The sequence below is a fragment of the Thermoflavimicrobium daqui genome, assembly GCF_003313465.1.
GTDB classification, from domain to species: domain Bacteria; phylum Bacillota; class Bacilli; order Thermoactinomycetales; family Thermoactinomycetaceae; genus Thermoflavimicrobium; species Thermoflavimicrobium daqui.
This window is the reverse complement of the sequence record NZ_KZ845665.1, coordinates 236,698-255,190: the sequence shown is the minus strand read 5'-3', so window position 1 is coordinate 255,190 and position 18,493 is coordinate 236,698. Positions and strand designations below refer to the sequence as shown.

16 protein-coding genes and 1 pseudogene are annotated in these 18,493 nt (G+C 36.8%); 12 read left to right on the top strand and 5 right to left on the bottom strand.

What is annotated here, in order from left to right; all coding sequences use genetic code 11:
- Positions 1-10 precede the first annotated feature (10 nt).
- The 3 genes and pseudogenes from DL897_RS19125 to DL897_RS06860 form a co-directional block, all read right to left on the bottom strand.
- Complete coding sequence (locus DL897_RS19125) at positions 11-3,145, bottom strand: non-ribosomal peptide synthetase (RefSeq protein WP_476718219.1); 3,135 nt, start codon at positions 3,143-3,145, stop codon at positions 11-13.
- Positions 3,146-3,253: 108 nt separating this feature from the next.
- Positions 3,254-6,283, bottom strand: a pseudogene (locus DL897_RS19120) (non-ribosomal peptide synthetase); the annotation flags it as partial.
- A gap of 737 nt (positions 6,284-7,020) precedes the next feature.
- Complete coding sequence (locus tag DL897_RS06860; protein ID WP_113658404.1) at positions 7,021-7,677, bottom strand: lytic polysaccharide monooxygenase; 657 nt, start codon at positions 7,675-7,677, stop codon at positions 7,021-7,023.
- A 271-nt stretch (positions 7,678-7,948) separates the two neighbouring features.
- Here DL897_RS06860 and DL897_RS06855 point away from each other — a divergent pair, with 271 nt between their 5' ends.
- From DL897_RS06855 to DL897_RS06825, 7 genes are all read left to right on the top strand, one after another.
- Positions 7,949-8,140, top strand: coding sequence for a hypothetical protein (locus DL897_RS06855; RefSeq protein WP_113658403.1), 192 nt, complete (start codon positions 7,949-7,951; stop codon positions 8,138-8,140).
- Positions 8,141-8,242: 102 nt separating this feature from the next.
- Entirely contained in the window at positions 8,243-9,346 is a 1,104-nt protein-coding gene (locus tag DL897_RS06850; RefSeq protein WP_113658402.1) for an ATP-binding cassette domain-containing protein, read from the top strand.
- 14 nt (positions 9,347-9,360) lie between these two features.
- Positions 9,361-10,206, top strand: a complete 846-nt coding sequence (locus tag DL897_RS06845; protein ID WP_168188690.1) for a DUF4097 family beta strand repeat-containing protein — start codon at positions 9,361-9,363, stop codon at positions 10,204-10,206.
- Positions 10,207-10,456: 250 nt separating this feature from the next.
- On the top strand, positions 10,457-10,834 hold the full coding sequence (locus tag DL897_RS06840) for an ABC transporter permease (RefSeq protein ID WP_113658400.1): 378 nt from the start codon (positions 10,457-10,459) through the stop codon (positions 10,832-10,834).
- Positions 10,835-11,002: 168 nt separating this feature from the next.
- On the top strand, positions 11,003-11,368 hold the full coding sequence (locus DL897_RS06835; RefSeq protein ID WP_240627291.1) for a GntR family transcriptional regulator: 366 nt from the start codon (positions 11,003-11,005) through the stop codon (positions 11,366-11,368).
- The gene (locus DL897_RS06830) at positions 11,368-12,066 is read left to right on the top strand and encodes an ABC transporter ATP-binding protein (RefSeq protein ID WP_113658398.1); all 699 of its coding nucleotides are present in this window, start codon (positions 11,368-11,370) and stop codon (positions 12,064-12,066) included. Before DL897_RS06835 ends, DL897_RS06830 begins: the two co-directional genes overlap by 1 nt.
- A complete protein-coding gene (locus DL897_RS06825) occupies positions 12,063-12,845 on the top strand; it encodes a hypothetical protein (protein ID WP_113658397.1) in 783 nt (260 codons plus the stop codon). Before DL897_RS06830 ends, DL897_RS06825 begins: the two co-directional genes overlap by 4 nt.
- A gap of 101 nt (positions 12,846-12,946) precedes the next feature.
- On the opposite strand, the gene DL897_RS06820 is transcribed toward DL897_RS06825, so the two are convergent.
- A complete protein-coding gene (locus DL897_RS06820; protein ID WP_113658396.1) occupies positions 12,947-13,888 on the bottom strand; it encodes a helix-turn-helix transcriptional regulator in 942 nt (313 codons plus the stop codon).
- A gap of 269 nt (positions 13,889-14,157) precedes the next feature.
- Between DL897_RS06820 and modA the strand changes: the two genes are divergently transcribed.
- The 5 genes from modA to DL897_RS06795 all read left to right on the top strand — a co-directional run bounded on the left by modA (position 14,158) and on the right by DL897_RS06795 (position 17,605).
- Positions 14,158-14,943 carry a molybdate ABC transporter substrate-binding protein gene (modA, locus tag DL897_RS06815; RefSeq protein WP_113658395.1) on the top strand — a complete coding sequence of 262 codons (786 nt, stop codon included), beginning with the start codon at positions 14,158-14,160 and terminating at the stop codon, positions 14,941-14,943.
- A gap of 26 nt (positions 14,944-14,969) precedes the next feature.
- Positions 14,970-15,653 (top strand): molybdate ABC transporter permease subunit, encoded by a 684-nt coding sequence (gene modB, locus DL897_RS06810; RefSeq protein ID WP_113658394.1) that lies wholly within the window; start codon positions 14,970-14,972, stop codon positions 15,651-15,653.
- An 87-nt stretch (positions 15,654-15,740) separates the two neighbouring features.
- On the top strand, positions 15,741-16,427 hold the full coding sequence (locus DL897_RS06805) for an ATP-binding cassette domain-containing protein (RefSeq protein ID WP_113658393.1): 687 nt from the start codon (positions 15,741-15,743) through the stop codon (positions 16,425-16,427).
- 94 nt (positions 16,428-16,521) lie between these two features.
- A complete protein-coding gene (locus DL897_RS06800; RefSeq protein WP_113658392.1) occupies positions 16,522-16,800 on the top strand; it encodes a hypothetical protein in 279 nt (92 codons plus the stop codon).
- Between the two features lie 115 nt (positions 16,801-16,915).
- Complete coding sequence (locus tag DL897_RS06795; RefSeq protein ID WP_113658391.1) at positions 16,916-17,605, top strand: GntR family transcriptional regulator; 690 nt, start codon at positions 16,916-16,918, stop codon at positions 17,603-17,605.
- Positions 17,606-17,992: 387 nt separating this feature from the next.
- Here DL897_RS06795 and DL897_RS06790 read toward each other — a convergent pair whose 3' ends face one another.
- Positions 17,993-18,274 (bottom strand): hypothetical protein, encoded by a 282-nt coding sequence (locus DL897_RS06790; RefSeq protein WP_113658390.1) that lies wholly within the window; start codon positions 18,272-18,274, stop codon positions 17,993-17,995.
- Between the last annotated feature and the right edge of the window lie 219 nt (positions 18,275-18,493).

The following is an 18,493-nucleotide window of genomic DNA, read 5'->3' as shown; positions in this document are numbered from 1 at the left end:
AAGACACTCCTTATTCATCTGCAAAAATATCTTGAATATATGCTAACTCTTCCGCTGAAAGGCTTTCATCGCTCAATTTCCTTGATGTTCTTTCCGTTTCAATCTCTTCCAAGCAATGGTTCATCTGATCGACGGACTTCCTGTCCTCAAGATAAGGAGCCATTTTTTCTATCGTTAATGCATTAAAAAAATGATTTAAACTGAGAGTAAGCTCTTCTTTGGCAAGTAACTGGATGATCTGGATCGCCTTGATGGAGTCCCCACCGAATGCAAAAAAGTCATCACGAATACCTACTTGCTCCACCTTTAAAACTTGCTCCCATACAGATACAAGCTTCGCTTCTATCTCATTCCGTGGGCCTACATATTCGATTTGTTTGTGTGAAATTCCGGTTGGTTTGGGAAGAGCATTCCGATCAATCTTTCCATTGGGATTTAAGGGCATGCTCTCTAACTGTACAAAGTAAGCAGGAACCATATATCTGGGCAACAAACGAGTAAGCTCGTCACGCAACTCTGATCCATCGATCAACTCTTCGGCCACAAAATAAGCACCAAGCACTTTTCTACCCTCTTCCGTATCATCAACGACAACGGCCTGTGTGATCGACCACTTGGTCAGCAAGGTATTACTGATCTCTTCCAATTCCACTCGGTAACCTTGAATCTTGACCTGATGATCTTTTCGTCCTAAAAATTCGATATAGCCATCGCGATGAAGAAGCCCGTAGTCTCCTGTGCGATAGAGTCTACCTAGTTTCGGATGTTGGATAAATGCTTGCTTTGTCTTCTCTTTATCAAATAAATAACCTACCGCTAAACCACTCCCTCCAATGAACAACTCACCTTCAACTTCAATAGGACAAGGTTGCAAATGATCGTTCAATACATAATACTGCTGGTTTGCTAGCGGTCTTCCATAAGGAATACTCTTCCACTCTTGTTTTACTTCATGAATAGGATAATAGATCGACCAAATCGAAGCTTCTGTCGCTCCCCCCAGCGAAATCACTTCAGCATGTGGAAAATGTTGCGCTACCTTTGCCGGAAGGGTAAGAGGAATCCAATCACCACTTAACAAAGTTAAACGTAACGAGTTATTTTCAAAGTGTGAGTCAACGGATTCTAAAGCGAGATCCATAATCACTGGAACTGAATTCCAGATCGTGATTTCATATTGATTCACTGTTTCGACTAACTGATGTACATCACGTTGGTCTTTCACCATTACAAGGGTTGCTCCCGCACTTAACGTGCCAAAAATATCATAGACTGAAAGATCAAAACACATGGATGAAATTCCAATCACTCGATCTAGTTCGCTAACGCCAAACTTCTGGTTGATATCTTGAATGGTATTGGTTACCGCTTCATGAGAAACAACGACACCTTTTGGCTTCCCTGTACTACCCGAAGTATAGATGATATATGCCACATCTTCTGGTGTGACATCGCTTCTCACTTCATGATCTGGAACTTCATTAAGGCTTTGTTTGTGGTACAGATCTGGGGTAATCAATTCCCGACATTGACTATGATTTAAGATGTAGTCTTGTCGATCCTTTGGATAGTCTGGATCAATTGGTACATAAGCCGCTCCAGCCTTTATCACTCCCAATAGATTGACAATCGTTTCCACTTGACGGATAGCTAACACACCGATTCGATCACCGACACCCATTCCTTGTTGTTGTAAATAATAAGCTACTTGATTGGAGCGTCGATCTAGCTCCTGATAGGTGATACTTTGATGTTCAAATACTACAGCCAATTGATTTGGTGTACGCTGAACTTGCTCGACAAATAATTGATGTAAAGTTGCTTTTCGCAGTTCCTCTTTCGTTTGATTATATTGCGTAAGCAAGGTTTGCTCTGATTGGGTTAATTGTAAAGGAGTGATCTCGCCTTTTTCTGCTAGCTGGTCCATCATGGATACATATTGGTCAAACATGATTTTGATCATGTCCTGATCAAATAACTCCTCCACATAATTCCACATTATAACCAACTCGCCATTCTGCTCTGTCACTACATAATCCAGATAAACCTGAGGTGTCTGTGCCGTCATGTAGCGCAGGGTACCTATGTCATTCCAATTAAATCCATCATCATCGAGAAGCAAGGAGGTAAAGACGATTGGCATCAAAGCCCTTGTTTCTATTTGATTCACCTGCATCAGATCTCGAAGAAAGCGAACACCATCATAATAGCGATGCTCTAAGCCTTCCATCATCGTCTCTTGTGTCTTCCTGACTTTATGGACAAACGACTGATCTGGCGGCAAATCAAGATCTAACAAAATCAAGGAAGTAAAATCACCGATAATCTGCTCCACTTGAGAATGAACGGGATAACGATTAAATACCGTTGAATTGATCGCTAGTCGCCTCTGATTAGACCAATGAGCCAAGATCTCACCATATACCGTACAAAGCAGCGCTGAGGGCGTTACTTGATTTCTTTGTGCCCATTGCTTGATTTTCTTCCATTGATCTTGACTAATCGTTTGGTACAAGCTTTTAAAACGAGGCTGTGTAATATCATTCGGGTTTCTCCGCATACGTAGGATCGGCGCAGTTGGAAAGTCCTCCCGCTTACTCAACCAATAATTTTTGGCTTCCTCGTATTTCTTACTCTGTTTCATTTTCTGGTAAGCCGACATGTAATCACGGAAGGTCAAACTTAATGAAGGAAGTAGCAAGTCCGGCTGATGATATAACTCCATCAATTCTTTCCAAAAGATACGCAAACTTGCCCCATCCATAACCAGCACGTCAAAACTGCAACAAAGTAGATGTGAAGTCTCATTCAAACGGAAAGCTTTGAATTCAAATAACGGCCACTTTTCAGATGGAAATACTTGGTGTGACATACGAGAACGCTCAGCAAGTACTCGCTGCTCCTGTTCTTCAAGACTTAACCCTGTTAAATCCTCTATTTCAATCGGATAAGTCAAATCCTCAGAAAGGATCCGTTGGGTTCCATTTGGTAACACTACAGCACGTAACATGGGATGACGTCGAATAACTTGCTGTAAACATTGATTAAAGCGTCGAATATCCAAAGAGGTTTCCCATTCCAAATAGCTGTGCGTTGCTACTCCACCCAGCTCAAAATGCTGATTACGCCCAAGTAAGTAAGCCAACTGTATTTCTGTTAAGGAAAATGGTTGATAGAAGTTTTCTTCATCTTCTACAACAGTTGGTAAATAAAGCTCGTCTGACTCTTCTTCATACGCATGCAGGCTTAACTCGGCAATCGTGGGATAACGAAAAATATCCTGTACCGTAACGACAATTCGTTCTTTGCTTAGCTTATTCACCAATTGAATGGCCTTAATTGAATTTCCACCTAATTCGAAAAAGGAATGGGTTATACCGATTTTTTCTATATTCAATACTTGTTGCCAAATACGGGTTAACTGCTTTTCCATATCTGTAACAGGTGGTACATAATCCTCTTGAATTTTTGTGCTATCTGGTTTAGGTAATGCTTTTCGATCCACTTTACGATTGGGAGTCAGTGGTATTTCTTCCATCTCTATAACAAAGGATGGAATCATGTAACTGGGTAACTTTTGTCCTATATATTTCTTTAACTCACTACTTGACACTGTGTCATCCAATACCACATAAGCACACAAATATGTTTCATTCTGTTCATCTTTCCAATCTCGAACAGCAACATCTTTTACATTTGGATGTTCGAAGAGTACCGATTCTATCTCTCCTAGTTCTATCCGATAACCTCGTACTTTGACTTGATGATCCATTCGGCCCAAAAACTCAATATTTCCATCAAGTAAATACCGAGCTAAATCACCCGTCCGATATAATTTTTCACCTGGTACAAAGGGACTTGGAACAAATTTTTCAGCAGTGAGTTCTGGTTTCCCTAAGTAGCCTCGAGCCAGACCAATCCCACCAATACATAGCTCACCTGGAATACCAATCGGTTGTAATTGAATGTGTTCATTTACAATATAAACTTTAGCATTCATAATCGGTCTTCCAATTGGTGCATAAGAAAGGGAGTTGATTTCTCCATCTCCTTGCCACATGGTCGCATAAACCGTTGCTTCAGCAGGTCCATAAGCATTAACGTATTTTCCTTTCCATTTTCTAGCGAGATCCAGAGAACTAGCTGAACCAATGGCTAAGACTTTACGTAAATGCGAAAGACCCATCATTTTTTCTGAATTCAATTGGTTTAAATAGGTAGCTGAGAGAGAAAGTACTGTCAGCTTTTGTTCACTTACATAGTCCTCAAATCTTGACGTATCCTGAATTGTTTCCTTTGGAATCAAGTAGAGGCTCGCACCTGTTAATAGACTGACATACACTTCCCAAACAGAAGCATCAAAGGCAATACTCGCAACTTGTCCGATCCGATCACCAGATTGAATGCCCCATTCTTTTTGGCTATATGCAACCAGATTGATTACACCTTGATGTTCAACCATGACACCTTTTGGCTGTCCAGTTGTGCCTGAGGTATAAATCACATAGGCTAAATCGGTCGATTGATTGGTTGATAGTAGATTGGAAGCTTCAAACTCTACTTGATTGATCTCTTGAATATCCAACCACTTATTTGACCATTCACCTTTCATATTCCATCTTTCGATCAAAGAAGATTGGCTTAAAATCGTTTGTGCATGGCTGTCATCTAACATATATCGAATTCTCGTAAGTGGATACTCAGGATCAATAGGCACATATGTTCCGCCTGATTTGAGAATCGCTAGCATTCCTATAATTAAGTCAAGCGATTTCTCCATTAATAATCCAACTCGGTCACCTGGCTTCACACCCTGTTGTCTTAATACTTGCGCTACTACGTTCGATCGTTCATGTAGCTCTTGATACGTCAGTTTCTCTTTCTTGTATACAACAGCGATGTTATTTGGAGTTTTCATTACTTGTTCTACAAATCGTTCCTGAATGGTTTGATCCTTTGGAAAATCTGCTTTCGTACGATTCCATTCGACCATCTGTTTACGTTTCTCTAACTCTGTGCAAATTTCGAAGTGTGCGATCTTTTTGTAAGGATACTGAATAATCTCTTTGATAAGAGTAATTAGACGTTCAACCAGCAGTTCAATTTCATCCTCTTGATATACTTCCTGTCGATAATCAACATTTAGTACAAGTTGATCTGTCTGAATCAAATTTTTGATGTGAACATTGATCTCATAGAAGTCATATCCACTAAATATTTGATCTCCTTCTGTTGTTAACTCTTGATATTCAATACCAACTGTGAAAAGCTGTTTCACATCATGTCCTTGATGTTGTAAATCCTGAATCAATTGATTATATGGATATTTCTGATGACGGAAAATCTTCATCTGTTTACGGTTCAGGCTCTGTAGCCATTCCAAAATGGGCAGGTGGTCACTTACTGCTATACGAAAAGGTACCGTACTGACAAACATACCAAGTGCATCACGCTCATTACGCTTCCGATTACCAACATAAGTACCCAGTATGATCTCTTTTTCATTGTAAATACGAGAAAAATAAATAAAAAGTACAGACATAAACAAAGTATACATACTGGTTTTGTGTTCTTGACAAAACAACTCCATCTGTTGCTTTAAATCTGGTGGAATGACAAACGCTCTCCGATTGGCTACGATACTCTTTCTATATAATTCATCTACACGTGTTGATAAATATTCAGGAATCGTCTCAAATTCACTATGCCAAAACTGCTGATCTTTAAGAAACCGCTTAGACTCTTTGTATTCTGTCTCCGATTCGATATATTGCGTTAATCCATATGAACGAGTCATCTCGATCGAAAGACCCTGATGAAGTCGTTCATAAGTCTCTATAATCTTTTGTGCCAATAGATTAATTGAAATTCCATCTAATAGGATGTGATGGCACTTTATCAATAAAAACATTTCTGCTTTCCACTTTACTAGAACAAAATCATAGAGATTTGAATGATAAAGACAAAAAGGAGCTTTGGCTTTCTCTTGAAACCATTCTTCTAATCGCTCCTTCTTATAATCACTTAAATCCACGAGTGTTAAATCAACCGATGAATCTTCGAATATGTATTGAGTAGGCTCCATGCCCTTTTGCGGGAATAGTCTGACACGCAATATCTCATAATGAGAAATAATTAATTGAATCGCTTTCTGCATCAAATCAATCTTTACATCCTGAAACTTTATTCGTCCAACAACATTCGATACACCTGTATCAGGAAAAATCGATTCCGTATACCACATTCTTTTTTGAGCCTCGGTTAAAGGATAGCGTTTGTTCATTACCTACCTTGCCTCCTTTTAAGCATCGAAGTCTGTAATTTAATAAGTTAACTACTATTCCGCCCATTACAAAATATCTGGACTATCTTTTAATTAATAATGTTCATATAAAAGTATAACATAACTTTCTATCTTTGTTACTTATTGAGATGTAAAAAGAGGTTAATAATTAGATTAAATTTAATTTAATTAAATATTCGTTAAATGGGGTTCAAGATTCATTGTAAAATAGATATGTTACTGTATAAAGCTTAAAAAACACTCTGAACAACTAGATCAACTATAATATAATTATCAGAGGTTGTTACATAAACCAACCGCTCATCACTTTTGAACTCGCTTCCGCTATAGGCTGGTACAAAAGTCACTCGTTTCAAACACGATTTGCTCTTGGAATAGGTAGAACAAGGGTTTTAACTCGATTTATGCAACATGCTCTATAAGATTTTATCCATCATAAATCTTCTTTTTCATTATGATCTATCTATTATGATTTGTTAACGCATACAAAAAAGGAGAGCTTTTATAGCCCTCCTCTTAAGTAGCAGCTTATTATCCTTCATAAATGATAAATTAAAATATCTCTTGTCTATTCGTAACCTCTCAATGCACCTCTTAGCATTTTCCCTTATATTCCCATCTAATCAACTCTGTCCTACTGGGAGAAAGTCTCTCTTACATTAGAAATGATTTTCTCTGGTTATTAGTATGGTCGAACAGCATCCTCAGTTAATTACCTAAAAATTTTTACTAGGTACTGCAGGGAATTGGACACTTGAACTACCATTAATTAGATTAGCATCTATTACCTGATAGAAGGCATTGCCCGTATCTGCAATTTCCCAAACACCTAGAATCAAGTGGTATCCACTACGATCAGTGGGTACATTACATTCATGTGTAACCGTATTTGGAGGTCTTTTGCCACCATCATAATAGTAACAGAATACTGGATCAAGATCAGCACGAGCTAAAGGTTTATTAGGATTCCAACCTTTTTTGGTAATGTAATATTTCCATTCTTTTGTACTATGCGGAGCTGTTAAATACCATTTAAAGGTATTCTTCCCACCTGTAATATTAACTTTAGACCACCGATCTGTCGTTTGTGCATATAATTCTGGATAACGACCAGCACCAGTGATTTGACCATCTGCCGGACCTGATTGCGGGAACGATCCAGGGCCTTCTACACTCTGAGGTTCCCATTGGATTTGACCACAATTTTTGTTCTGACCTGTTTTACATAGATATGAACGACTCGCTGGAGACTCAATGTAGCCATGGGCAGAAGCAATTTGAGCGAATATCATTGTACTAGTTAACCCGAAGAGCATTCCCAAGACTACAAGCAACGGAGAGATTTTGACTTTCTTGACACTTTGTGATGCCATTACATCTACCTCCTAACCATTAATCATAATCATGTGATAAGTCCGTTATTTGGGATAATCCATTCGCTAGATATTATTAAGCAAATAGTCCACATAACGGATTCGGTAGAATATTCTACCGTAACGGAATATTAACTATATTATAGATTATAATGTTTGATTTTGAAAGAGTTCAAAGAAAAAAACCTGTCACATTTTTACCTATTGTCTCTCCAAAATATATAGTGTATTATCACAATAGTACAGTTAAATAAGAACCGAGGTGAATATGATGAATAAAAAGACTTTGTCCTATCAAATTTGTAAGTGGTTGTTCCTTTTATCTATCTTCTCCCTTTTATTTAATGGAGTTCTCTATCTTACCTTAGAAGATAAAAATCTTATTTTTAGTTTCATTGGAGCCATTGGAATTGGTATTATTTCAGGAATTGGAGCCCTAATCACTCGTAAGAACGCTTCATAGAGATAATCTTTCCTCATAGAACCATGTTCTACTTTTTTTATCCCACTGTGTACTATATTAATAGTACACTATGTAACTATAGAATATGGAGGTGACGTAAAATTGGAACCCATTCTTCAATTAAAAAATGTGAGTAAAGTAGTTAATGGGCGTGTGATTGTAGATAATCTATCTTTAGATATTTTTTCAGGAGAAGTATTTGGCTTTTTGGGACCCAATGGGGCTGGCAAAACAACCACCATTCGCATGATAGTAGGGCTTTCCTCTATAACAAAAGGTAGTATTTTTATTCAAGGCTATCATTTAGAGAAAGATTTTTCACATGCTATTTCTAAGGTAGGAGCCATTGTAGAAAATCCAGATATGTATCCATTTTTGTCCGGTTATAATAACCTATTGCATTTTGCTTGTATGAATAAAGGAGTCGCACATCAAAGAATAATGGAAGTAACTCAGCTGGTAGGCTTAGCGAACCGGATATATGAAAAAGTAGAAACCTATTCATTAGGAATGCGCCAACGTTTAGGTTTAGCTCAAGCTTTACTTCACTCTCCCTCACTCTTAATTTTAGATGAGCCTACCAATGGACTTGATTCAGCTGGAATTCGTGAACTACGTAACTATATTCGTAAGTTATCTATGGAAAATAACACAGAAAAGCAACAAATGTTTACTTTTGAGGACATTATGATAAGAACATTCAGCTTCGGTTTTCAAATTACTTTAATTCTAACTCTTATTATTTCACCGCAATTAGTGACTAGTGAATTTTCTTGGGGAACGATTAAGCTACTGTTAATCCATTCGCCTTCGCGTGCAAAAATATTGCTATCTAAATACCTGACTGCTTTAGCTTTCTCCCTCTATGGATTGCTTGTAAGCAGTATCATCGCGATCATTATCGCTACACTAGCTGCTGGAATTAACGATTCAAATCTGACTCCATTACTTTTCCCATTTCTACTACAGATCGGGCTCAAGCTATTTTCTTTTCTAATTTATATCTGTGTTGCCTTTCTTGCCGCACTACTTTCTCGAAACCATTTTCTTTCCATTTTAGTCTCAATCATTTTCATGATGGTTACCAATCCATTGATACCAGTTATTCCAGTATTCAACTTAACTATTTCTTTATTGGTTTGGCTTGTATTTTATATCGTTTTGTTATGGATATGCTGGCTTCATTTTCAACATCAAGATATATAAGAGGAAGTGTAGCAATGAATAAACAGAAGATGATTTGGATAACCATTTTAGGCTTTTTTGTTATATATCTTGGTAGTGTATTAATAGTGGGGCATTTTTTTAGCAAAAATGAGAATATCAGCAAAGTCATAGCAAGTAACACGATCCAAAAATTAAAAGTTTCAAGTGAGATTTTCCATATCCAATTCCATACCAGTAAAGATCAGCAAATCCATGTAAGTCTTTCAGGCAGAACTTCCCAATTTAGCAAACCAATACTCAATATCTCAGTAAAGAATCAGGTATTAGAAATTCATGGCTTTGATCAAAATATAGGGGCTGTCTCTTTAAGACTAACCAATTCAATTGCCCTACATATTTATTTGCCCGATCAAAAATTTCATTCTATTGAAATTGTCTCAGAGATGTCAAGCATCTCTAGTAACCAAACCTTAAAAGCTAACCTTTTAACGATCAAAAGTGGCCTAGGAAGAATTTCACTACAAGGATTTAAAGGACAGCAACTGATTGCGAGTTCGGATATCGGCACGATTACAATTGGTGAGTTAGATAGCAAAATATATATCGAGAGTAATAGCGGCAATATTAAGATAAATAATTGGACGGAGTTAAAATATGATAATCAGCTCCATACCACCCGCGGTAGCATTGAAGTTGGTGTGAAGCAAGTGCCAAACACTTATTATCTCAGCTTAGTTTCGAATGGATTCATCTCAACGAACATCAATATAAACAGAGTACTCAAGCAAACCCAATGGAAAATGACTGGAATTAATCAGATTGAAGGATATACAGGCAATATCAAAGACAATCGGACTCATATTAAAATGAATAGTGATACAGGTAAAATTGTAATATAGGAGCGACAAACATGGAGTTATATCCACTTATCCAAAATGAAAATATGAAAATTTACAGTCGAAAATCGAACAAAATCATGCTATGGATCGCTTTTGCCATTGTATTCATTTTGGGTTTATTACTTCTTTTTATAGAAGGATCATTTAGTGAATATTGGGAAACAGTGGAAATCCTATTTAGTTATCCAATCCAAATTTATATCCTCATATCCATGGTTTTCTCTACTCAGTTAATTTATGGTGAATTTTCGTGGGTACATCCAAAATGTTATTTATTCGTCCAGTTACACGATTACAAATTTTGTTTTCTAAGTATATTGCGTTCCTTTTATATACACTTTTCGTGTTAGTTGTTGTACTATTTGCATCCCTGATCACAGCTGCTATCTTTACTCAATTTAAGCAAATGAGTGATATAGAGGATTTGCTTCAGCTACTTACACTTTTAAAAATAAAAGTGACAGGATCTTTTTTAATAAATAGTATGGTTTTTGCAATTGCTGTCTACTCTAGAAATCAAGTCATTCCCATATTATTTGGCCTTATGTTTTCCGGATCAGGTGTCATCGATTTACCTATCTTTCCAAACACTAGCTTTTTGATTTCCATTCTTATCTGGCTAACTTAGCTCTACCTCTTTTTATTTTCTCTTTTTATTCCTTTGCTAAAAAAGATATATGAGTGAATGGTGCGATCATCCAGTCAAAACTGGATGATCTTTTCTTGCTTGTCTAAACTAAATATAATAGTGTATGATTTAACTCGTACAGTTGGTAAAGGTTAAGGGAGAATTATGATGAAATTTACCAATGATCAGCCAATATATCTTCAATTAAAAAATGAATTTTACCGAAAAATCTGTAAAGGTGTACTGCGTTCAGGTGATAAGCTCCCCTCCGTTCGTGAAACTGCTGTTGAAGTCGGCGTAAACCCCAACACTGTCCAACGGACGTATAGTGATATGGAACGCGACGGAATCATTGAAAAAAGGAGAGGTCAAGGATCTTTTGTAACAAATAATCAAGAAATAATTCAACAACTCAGAAAGTCCCTAGCACAAGAGCAAGTCGATCAATTCTATCACTCCATGCAACAAATGGGCTTTACAGATGAAGAAATTTTACTGCAGATCATTCAAACCATTAAGAAAGAGGGGAAGTAATGCAACATGTGGTTAACATCTCAGGGGCAACCAAACGCTTTCACAATCAAACAGTGATACAAAGCTTGTCCCTCTCTCTTCCTTCACACGGATTTATAGGCTTAGTCGGACCGAATGGGAGTGGCAAGACAACATTTCTCCGCCTATTAGCGGGGCTAATTCGCCCTGATGAGGGACAAATACAAATCAACGGGCATACCGTCTCTCGCCGAATCAATCATCAAGTTGCCTATGTAGCAGGTGATCAAGGTCTCTATGATTTTTATACCGTCCAAGAAATGTTACACTATGCAGCAAAAGTTTATCCAGACTTCCAGCCATCTAAAGCGACAGAAATCATTCAATCTCTTAAGATAAACGATCATACGAAAATCAAACACTTATCCAAAGGACAACATACTAGTTTAAACATAGCCATATCTTTATCGCGACAAGTACCACTTATTTTAATGGATGAGCCACTAGCTGGATTAGATCCAGTCGTACGTGAAGATATTTTAAAAATGTTTGTTGCCTTTGCTGAAGTGGAAAAACAAACACTGATCGTCTCTTCGCATGAAGTAAGTGAAATTGAGCCTTATTTAGACTATGTGATTTTTCTGAATCAAGGTCAGTTACATTTATTTGCTTCAGCGGAAGAGCTTCGTGAAACCAAAGGACAAAGTATGCTCCATATGATGAAGGAGGTTGCTCGGTGAATATTTGGTTTACATTATGTCAAAAAGAGCTGCACGCCTCAAAAATATGGATAACTATTCATGCTTTGATATTCACTCTAACATCCATTTTCGTAGTGATTCTTCCTTCATCAAGTGTTAAGCTAGTCATCTATTTTTCCTTTTTAGTCATCCATCTGGTTTACCTAGGTATCTGGGCAATTTATTCTGTTTTAAAAGAATGGAGAGGAAATACAGCCACTCATTGGCTTAACCTTCCCCATCATGGCTTTTTATTACTTTCTGCCAAGATGTTTACAGGTTATCTACTACTGATCATTTCGTTTATCTTAGGACATTTCATTTCTATCTTCGCTTGGAAGCTATCACCAGGATTGATCACAAACCTGTTTGGCTTTTCTATCCGTCAAGAAAACTGGGGATCTTACTTTTACGATTGGTTAGTCCATCATAGTGTTGAAATTATCCTTTTTGTTTTAACTACTTCCCTTTCTACAGGATTTCTTATACTATGTGCCGTTTTATTAGCAAAATCAGTCGAAAAAAATCATTTTCTTGCTGGATTTGGTTTTTTCCTCGCTGCTGGAATTATCAAGCCATTGTTTATTTCGAACCCAGTGCAAACTATAACTGAGTGGGGGAATATATCTTCTAATCATCAAGAACTAGCTTCTTTTGTACAAACATTCGGCGGTTTAGCTAGCTCTTTTTATATAGGAAATTTGATGATAGAAATCTTATTTACTTTACTCTTTATTTGGATTAGTAGCAAATTACTTGATCAGTACGTCCAAGCGTGAAGATCCCCACTGCTCATTGATTGGAAGTGGGGATCTTCACGCCCTATTTTATATTTAAAGTCTACACTATATCTAACTATTTCCTATTAGATAAACCGATTTTAGTACGTTTCATAAATGAGTTGACCCGTTCGTGATACATCATATCCACCTATCGCCTTTAGCTCCTGTTTAAATGCATCAGATGTAAGTATTTTTTCAATCATTTGCACTAAATGTTGATGGTGTGTCTCCTTTAAAATCACGAGATCGTATCTTTCTTTCATCAAAGGAATAAAATCCACTCCTACAACAAGGGCCGCTTTTTCAATACCAATTCCTACATCTACCTCATTACTGGCAACTGCTCCTGCCACACTAAGGTGACTATACTCTTCTCTTTCCGATCCTAAGATAGATAAAGGGGATATTCCTCTTTGGTGGAGTTGCTCATCAATAAAAACTCTAGTTCCTGATCCTTTCTCACGCTGAATCATTCGTACCCCTGGTTTTAATAAATCTTCCCATGATTGAATACTTTTTGGATTTCCTTTCTGTACGAAAAATCCAATCCAACGTGAAATAAGATTGACTACTTTATAACGGTGCCCCATCAAAATACGTCGGATATATGGAACATTATATTCACCTGTTTCCCCATCAAATAAGTGTGTACTGACTATATCACATTCTCCTTGAAACATAGCCATTAAGCTATTTAAACTTCCCGCGTAGGATCGCAAAGGGCGAAATTGATCGCTATATTTCTCCATATGTCTAGCTAAAATATCTAAGCTGATATCTTGCCCACTAATCACTACATCATGACTTGATCTAACTCTTTGTGATGGATTCGTCTCCGTGGGTATTGTAGGAGATATAACTGGACTTATGCCTTTTGCTTTCGCTTTATATCTTTCTAAGTCCTCTGGGTCAATGCGCATTTGTCTACCTACGCGGTAAGCAGGTAGTTCACCTTTTTTAATCAAATCATAAACGGTCAGCTTTGACACTTTTAAGATCTGAGCAATCTCTTCCGTTGTATATAAAACATCTTTCGACATGATGTCCTCCATATGACACTCCATTTGTTCTATTCTATCATCTAAAAACTATTTCCCTCAAATAAATAGAATGCTAAACTTTAATAAGATATAACTAATTATAACTAGTTATAATTAGTTATATCTTATTAAGTCTACAGTCGAATTCATATAGTCGGTTTGTCTTTTCGTTTTATTTCTATTGCTTATGCAAATAAAGTCCTCAAACCTGAAAAGGAAAGCCTGGATTGTCATTATTCTCTATTTATAACTAATAAGGAGACCCGATAATGAAAAAGCTTAGTTTATTATGGATGTCGATTCTATTAATTTTCACTCTTATTAGCTGTTCAGTATCCTCTACTCACTCTGATAAAAAATACTCTACAAAAGTTGAACTTCGAATTTCAGCAGCTGCTAGTCTTACCGATGCCTTAAATGAGCTAAAAGCAATCTATGAAAAAAAGCATTCAAACATCCGATTAATTTATAACTTTGGTGGTTCTGGAAAGTTAGCCAAACAAATTGAACAAGGTGCTCCTATTGATATTTTTCTTTCTGCTAGTAAAAAAGATATGGACGATTTACAAAGCAAGGATTTACTAATCAATTCTTCTCGGATCGACTTTACTAAAAATGAGTTAGTACTTATCACTAAAAAAGACTCACCATTTGTAGCAACTTCCTTTGAACAAATCAAATGGGATTCAATTAAACATTTTGCTATTGGTGAACCTGAAAGTGTTCCCGCTGGTCGATATGCAAAAGAAACATTACAAAAATTAAACCTATGGGACAAGCTAAAAAACAAATTGGTGATGGCATCGAATGTACGTCAAGTTCTTACATATGTAGAGTCTGGAAATGCGGATCTAGGTGTTATTTATATGAGTGATGCCAAAGTAGCCAAACATATTAAAATATTAGCAGAGGCCCACCCTAAGTGGCACAAACCTATCGTTTATCCTGGAGCTATGATTAAGGAGTCCACTCATTCCAAAGAAGCTCAAGCATTTTTATCTTATCTAGCAAGTGAAGAAGCAAAGAAAGTTCTCTTAAAATACGGGTTTAAATAATGAATTTTTCCAAAGAAGGGAACACGATGACACAAGACTATTCTCCTTTATTCTTATCACTCAAAGTAGCTGGAATCTCTACGGTCATTGTTTTTTTTACAGGTGTTTTCTTAGCGCGTCTTTTTTCACGAAAACAGTTTTTTGGTAAAAGTGTCATAGAAGCACTCATTACACTACCATTAGTTTTACCTCCCACAGTCGTTGGCTTTGGGTTATTATTGCTCTTTGGTAAAAATGGGTGGATCGGAAAGTGGCTTCTTGAATGGTTTCAAATTCAGGTCGTTTTCTCTTGGGTCGGTGCTGTGATTGCGTCGATTGTCGTTTCCTTCCCACTGATGTATCAAAGTGCAGTCGCAGCAATGGAAAGTATTGATCATCGACTTGAAAAAGTAGCCTATACCATGGGTGCCTCCAAATGGCGTACCTTTTGGACTATTTCTTTTCCCTTAGCTTGGCCTGGACTACTCGCTGGACTTGTTCTTTCATTTGCGAGGGGATTAGGGGAGTTTGGTGCGACATTAATGCTTGCCGGAAATATTCCAGGAAAAACAGATACCATTCCGATCGCCATCTATTTTGCTGTTGAGGCAGGTAATATGGAAAAAGCCACATTTTGGGTTATGATCATTGTGGCATTAGGTTTTAGTGCGATTATGTGGTTAAACTGGTGGAACAAGCGATCATTTCGCTATCAGACTAGACAAAAGTAAGTAATTATAAATCATGATCAAACCACTATTCATTCACAAGAAAACCGAAAAATACTTCATAAATAAAACTAAATTAGGATGATATATATGCTATCTGTAAAAATCCGCAAGCAGCTTACACAGTTTCAGTTAGATATTCAATTCGAAGTGAATCAAGAAATTCTTGTTTTATTTGGGCCTTCAGGCTCTGGTAAAACAACCATTTTAAATTGCATATCAGGGCTAATAACTCCAGATACAGGCCAAATCCAGTTCAATGATCAACTCTTTTTTCAAGATGGACTTCGATCTTTACCACCACAGGAACGTCATATCGGCTATTTATTTCAAGATTATGCCTTATTTCCACATATGAACGTTTACAAAAACATCACATATGGGATCAAAGCGAAAAAGAAAGCGATCTCCGACTCTCGCCTTCCATCATTGATTCAAGTATTAAAAATTAATCACTTATTATCTAAGTATCCCCACCAAATTTCTGGCGGGGAGAAACAACGCGTTGCCTTGGCTCGTGCGCTAGCTACAGAGCCGTCTATACTATTACTCGATGAGCCTCTATCAGCACTCGATCAGCAAACAAGGCTAGAGTGTCAAGATGAGTTATTGCGCTTACATCAAATCTGGGAGATTCCATTTATCATCGTTACTCACGACATCCATGAAGCGAAAAAACTAGGAGACGTGATTCTTTTTCTGGAAAAAGGAAAAATAATACAAGAAGAACGAAGCGAGAAAATAGGCCATAGCAGTCTTATAAAACGGATTCATTGATGAGATTTCATCTATCACATTCCCTACATGTATGAGGATGATGTACCTCACAAATACTAAATTTAAGCTTATAGGAAAGTAAGGAGGTACTCGTATGCAGCTATCTTTAGAAGAAATGAACATCCTATCTGAACGTCTCGAAAAGGAAGAAGCACGTCTACATCAACAATTTCAAAATCCTAATGCTCAAGAAGAAGCAAGGCAAAATCTTTTTATCATCAGTACACTACAAAAAAAGTTTCGCGATTTAAATGCACATTTAACTACGGATGAAAGACAAATGATTCGTCATTTATTACAAGATGAAATAAATCACATTCATGGAAATGGTACAGGTATTTATGAGTCGATCTTAAATAAAGTGAGTGAGTGAGTAAAAACTGCTGACATGATTTATGGTCAGCAGTTTTTTTAATGCAGACGATTCTCCTATGCGATATATTGCATTTGTTATAATAAAAAGTAAATCAGCTAGGAGGGATTTATATATGCCTATCCCCAATGACTTACCTAAACTACATCGCACTTCAGCCAAAAACCAAGTACTTTCTTTGCTACAAGATTGGATTACAGATGGCACCTTACAACCTGGAGAAAAAATTATTGATGCCGAACTAGCCCAAACGATTGGTGTGAGTCGTACTCCCATTCGCGAAGCATTACAAATATTAGAAACGCAAGGCTTTGTAGAAATGAAACCCGGAAAAGAAACACGAATTACTCCACTAAAGCCAGAAGATGCCCATGATATCTATCTTCCACTAACCTCTTTAGAAGTATTGGCAACTGAACTGGCAGCAAAGCAAATTAATGAACATAAAATCCAGACTCTCGAAAAACTAAATCAAGACTTTATTAAAGCAGTTCATTCGCAAAATCCACACTCCATTTTGGAAATGGACAGGCGATTTCATCAAATGATCATTGATACAGCCAAAAACCCCTATATTAGTTCATTTACTCACGTACTGCATCTACACATTAAACGATATGAACTCTTTTATTTTGAACATGCTAAGGGGATTATTGAAGAATCCATCAAAGATCATCATGAAATCATTGAATCCTTTAAATCACAGGATCACGAACGAGCCAAAAAATATATGCAAAAAAACTGGACACGTGCATTTCATGAAGTCACTTCCAACTTACAAAACAATGTATCTTCTAGTAAATAAGAAGACTAATTAACAGTTTAATCAACTAGTTAAAACCATATATTACACTTTAAATCAGCCGCTCATCGCTTCCCAACTTCTCCTTTAATCTATCGAGGAAAAAGTTATCCTTCACAATTGCGATTCGCGGCTTTTTACTTACTTACCTAGGAGTTGGATCAGCAAAAATTGATCTTGTTCTAATTATCTCAATTGTACATATGAGCGAATTAGCTAACTGGAAAAATAATCATATTTATTCAAAAATATCGCAACTTCAGAAGAAGCAAAATGAAGGCTTAAAGCTTTAATTAAAAGTAAACTTTTCTGACGTTTGATTTCATCACTTCAACATTTCTTAGCCCTAGTGCCGAAGGAGCAGATTACCATCTGCTCCTTTCAGCTTTTTTAAAATTCACCTAAATCTTCAATTTCATCAACAGCAATCATCTGTTTTTTTAAAAAAGACTTCAGATCAAAATTCCAACGTTCACTGATAAATTGAACTGCCTCATCTAATTCACGGATAACCTTTCGACCTTCAGTGTAATATATCACCCATCCAGGATTTATACCAATGATGATTCGCTCTACTTCCAAATTCTGATTTGGCTCTTTCGTGGAAAAAGTAACAATTTGACCTACACGCATATGTGTTAATTTCTGAATAATATCTTGCTCTCTAGCCATAATAAGTACTCCTTTATGCTTACATACCGAGCAAACTAACTTCTTTCTTATTGTATGTGTTTAAATCATAAAACTCAACTTTTAAAGCTTTATGAATAACAAAGTCACATCGTTTTATTATAAAAATTGTTACTATTCTGATATTATTGTTCATAAAAACACAACTTCCGTTTAGTATTTTAGATGGTACAATTACTTCATATGAATAGCAGCGGAACT

Excerpts from the sequence above, each read along its gene's own strand:
- DL897_RS06860 (WP_113658404.1), bottom strand. The coding sequence starts at position 7,677 with ATGGCATCACAAAGTGTCAAGAAAGTCAAAATCTCTCCGTTGCTTGTA.
- DL897_RS06855 (WP_113658403.1), top strand. The coding sequence starts at position 7,949 with ATGAATAAAAAGACTTTGTCCTATCAAATTTGTAAGTGGTTGTTCCTT.
- DL897_RS06845 (WP_168188690.1), top strand. The coding sequence starts at position 9,361 with ATGAATAAACAGAAGATGATTTGGATAACCATTTTAGGCTTTTTTGTT.
- DL897_RS06835 (WP_240627291.1), top strand. The coding sequence starts at position 11,003 with ATGAAATTTACCAATGATCAGCCAATATATCTTCAATTAAAAAATGAA.
- DL897_RS06830 (WP_113658398.1), top strand. The coding sequence starts at position 11,368 with ATGCAACATGTGGTTAACATCTCAGGGGCAACCAAACGCTTTCACAAT.
- DL897_RS06820 (WP_113658396.1), bottom strand. The coding sequence starts at position 13,888 with ATGTCGAAAGATGTTTTATATACAACGGAAGAGATTGCTCAGATCTTA.
- modA (WP_113658395.1), top strand. The coding sequence starts at position 14,158 with ATGAAAAAGCTTAGTTTATTATGGATGTCGATTCTATTAATTTTCACT.
- modB (WP_113658394.1), top strand. The coding sequence starts at position 14,970 with ATGACACAAGACTATTCTCCTTTATTCTTATCACTCAAAGTAGCTGGA.
- DL897_RS06805 (WP_113658393.1), top strand. The coding sequence starts at position 15,741 with ATGCTATCTGTAAAAATCCGCAAGCAGCTTACACAGTTTCAGTTAGAT.
- DL897_RS06800 (WP_113658392.1), top strand. The coding sequence starts at position 16,522 with ATGCAGCTATCTTTAGAAGAAATGAACATCCTATCTGAACGTCTCGAA.
- DL897_RS06795 (WP_113658391.1), top strand. The coding sequence starts at position 16,916 with ATGCCTATCCCCAATGACTTACCTAAACTACATCGCACTTCAGCCAAA.
- DL897_RS06790 (WP_113658390.1), bottom strand. The coding sequence starts at position 18,274 with ATGGCTAGAGAGCAAGATATTATTCAGAAATTAACACATATGCGTGTA.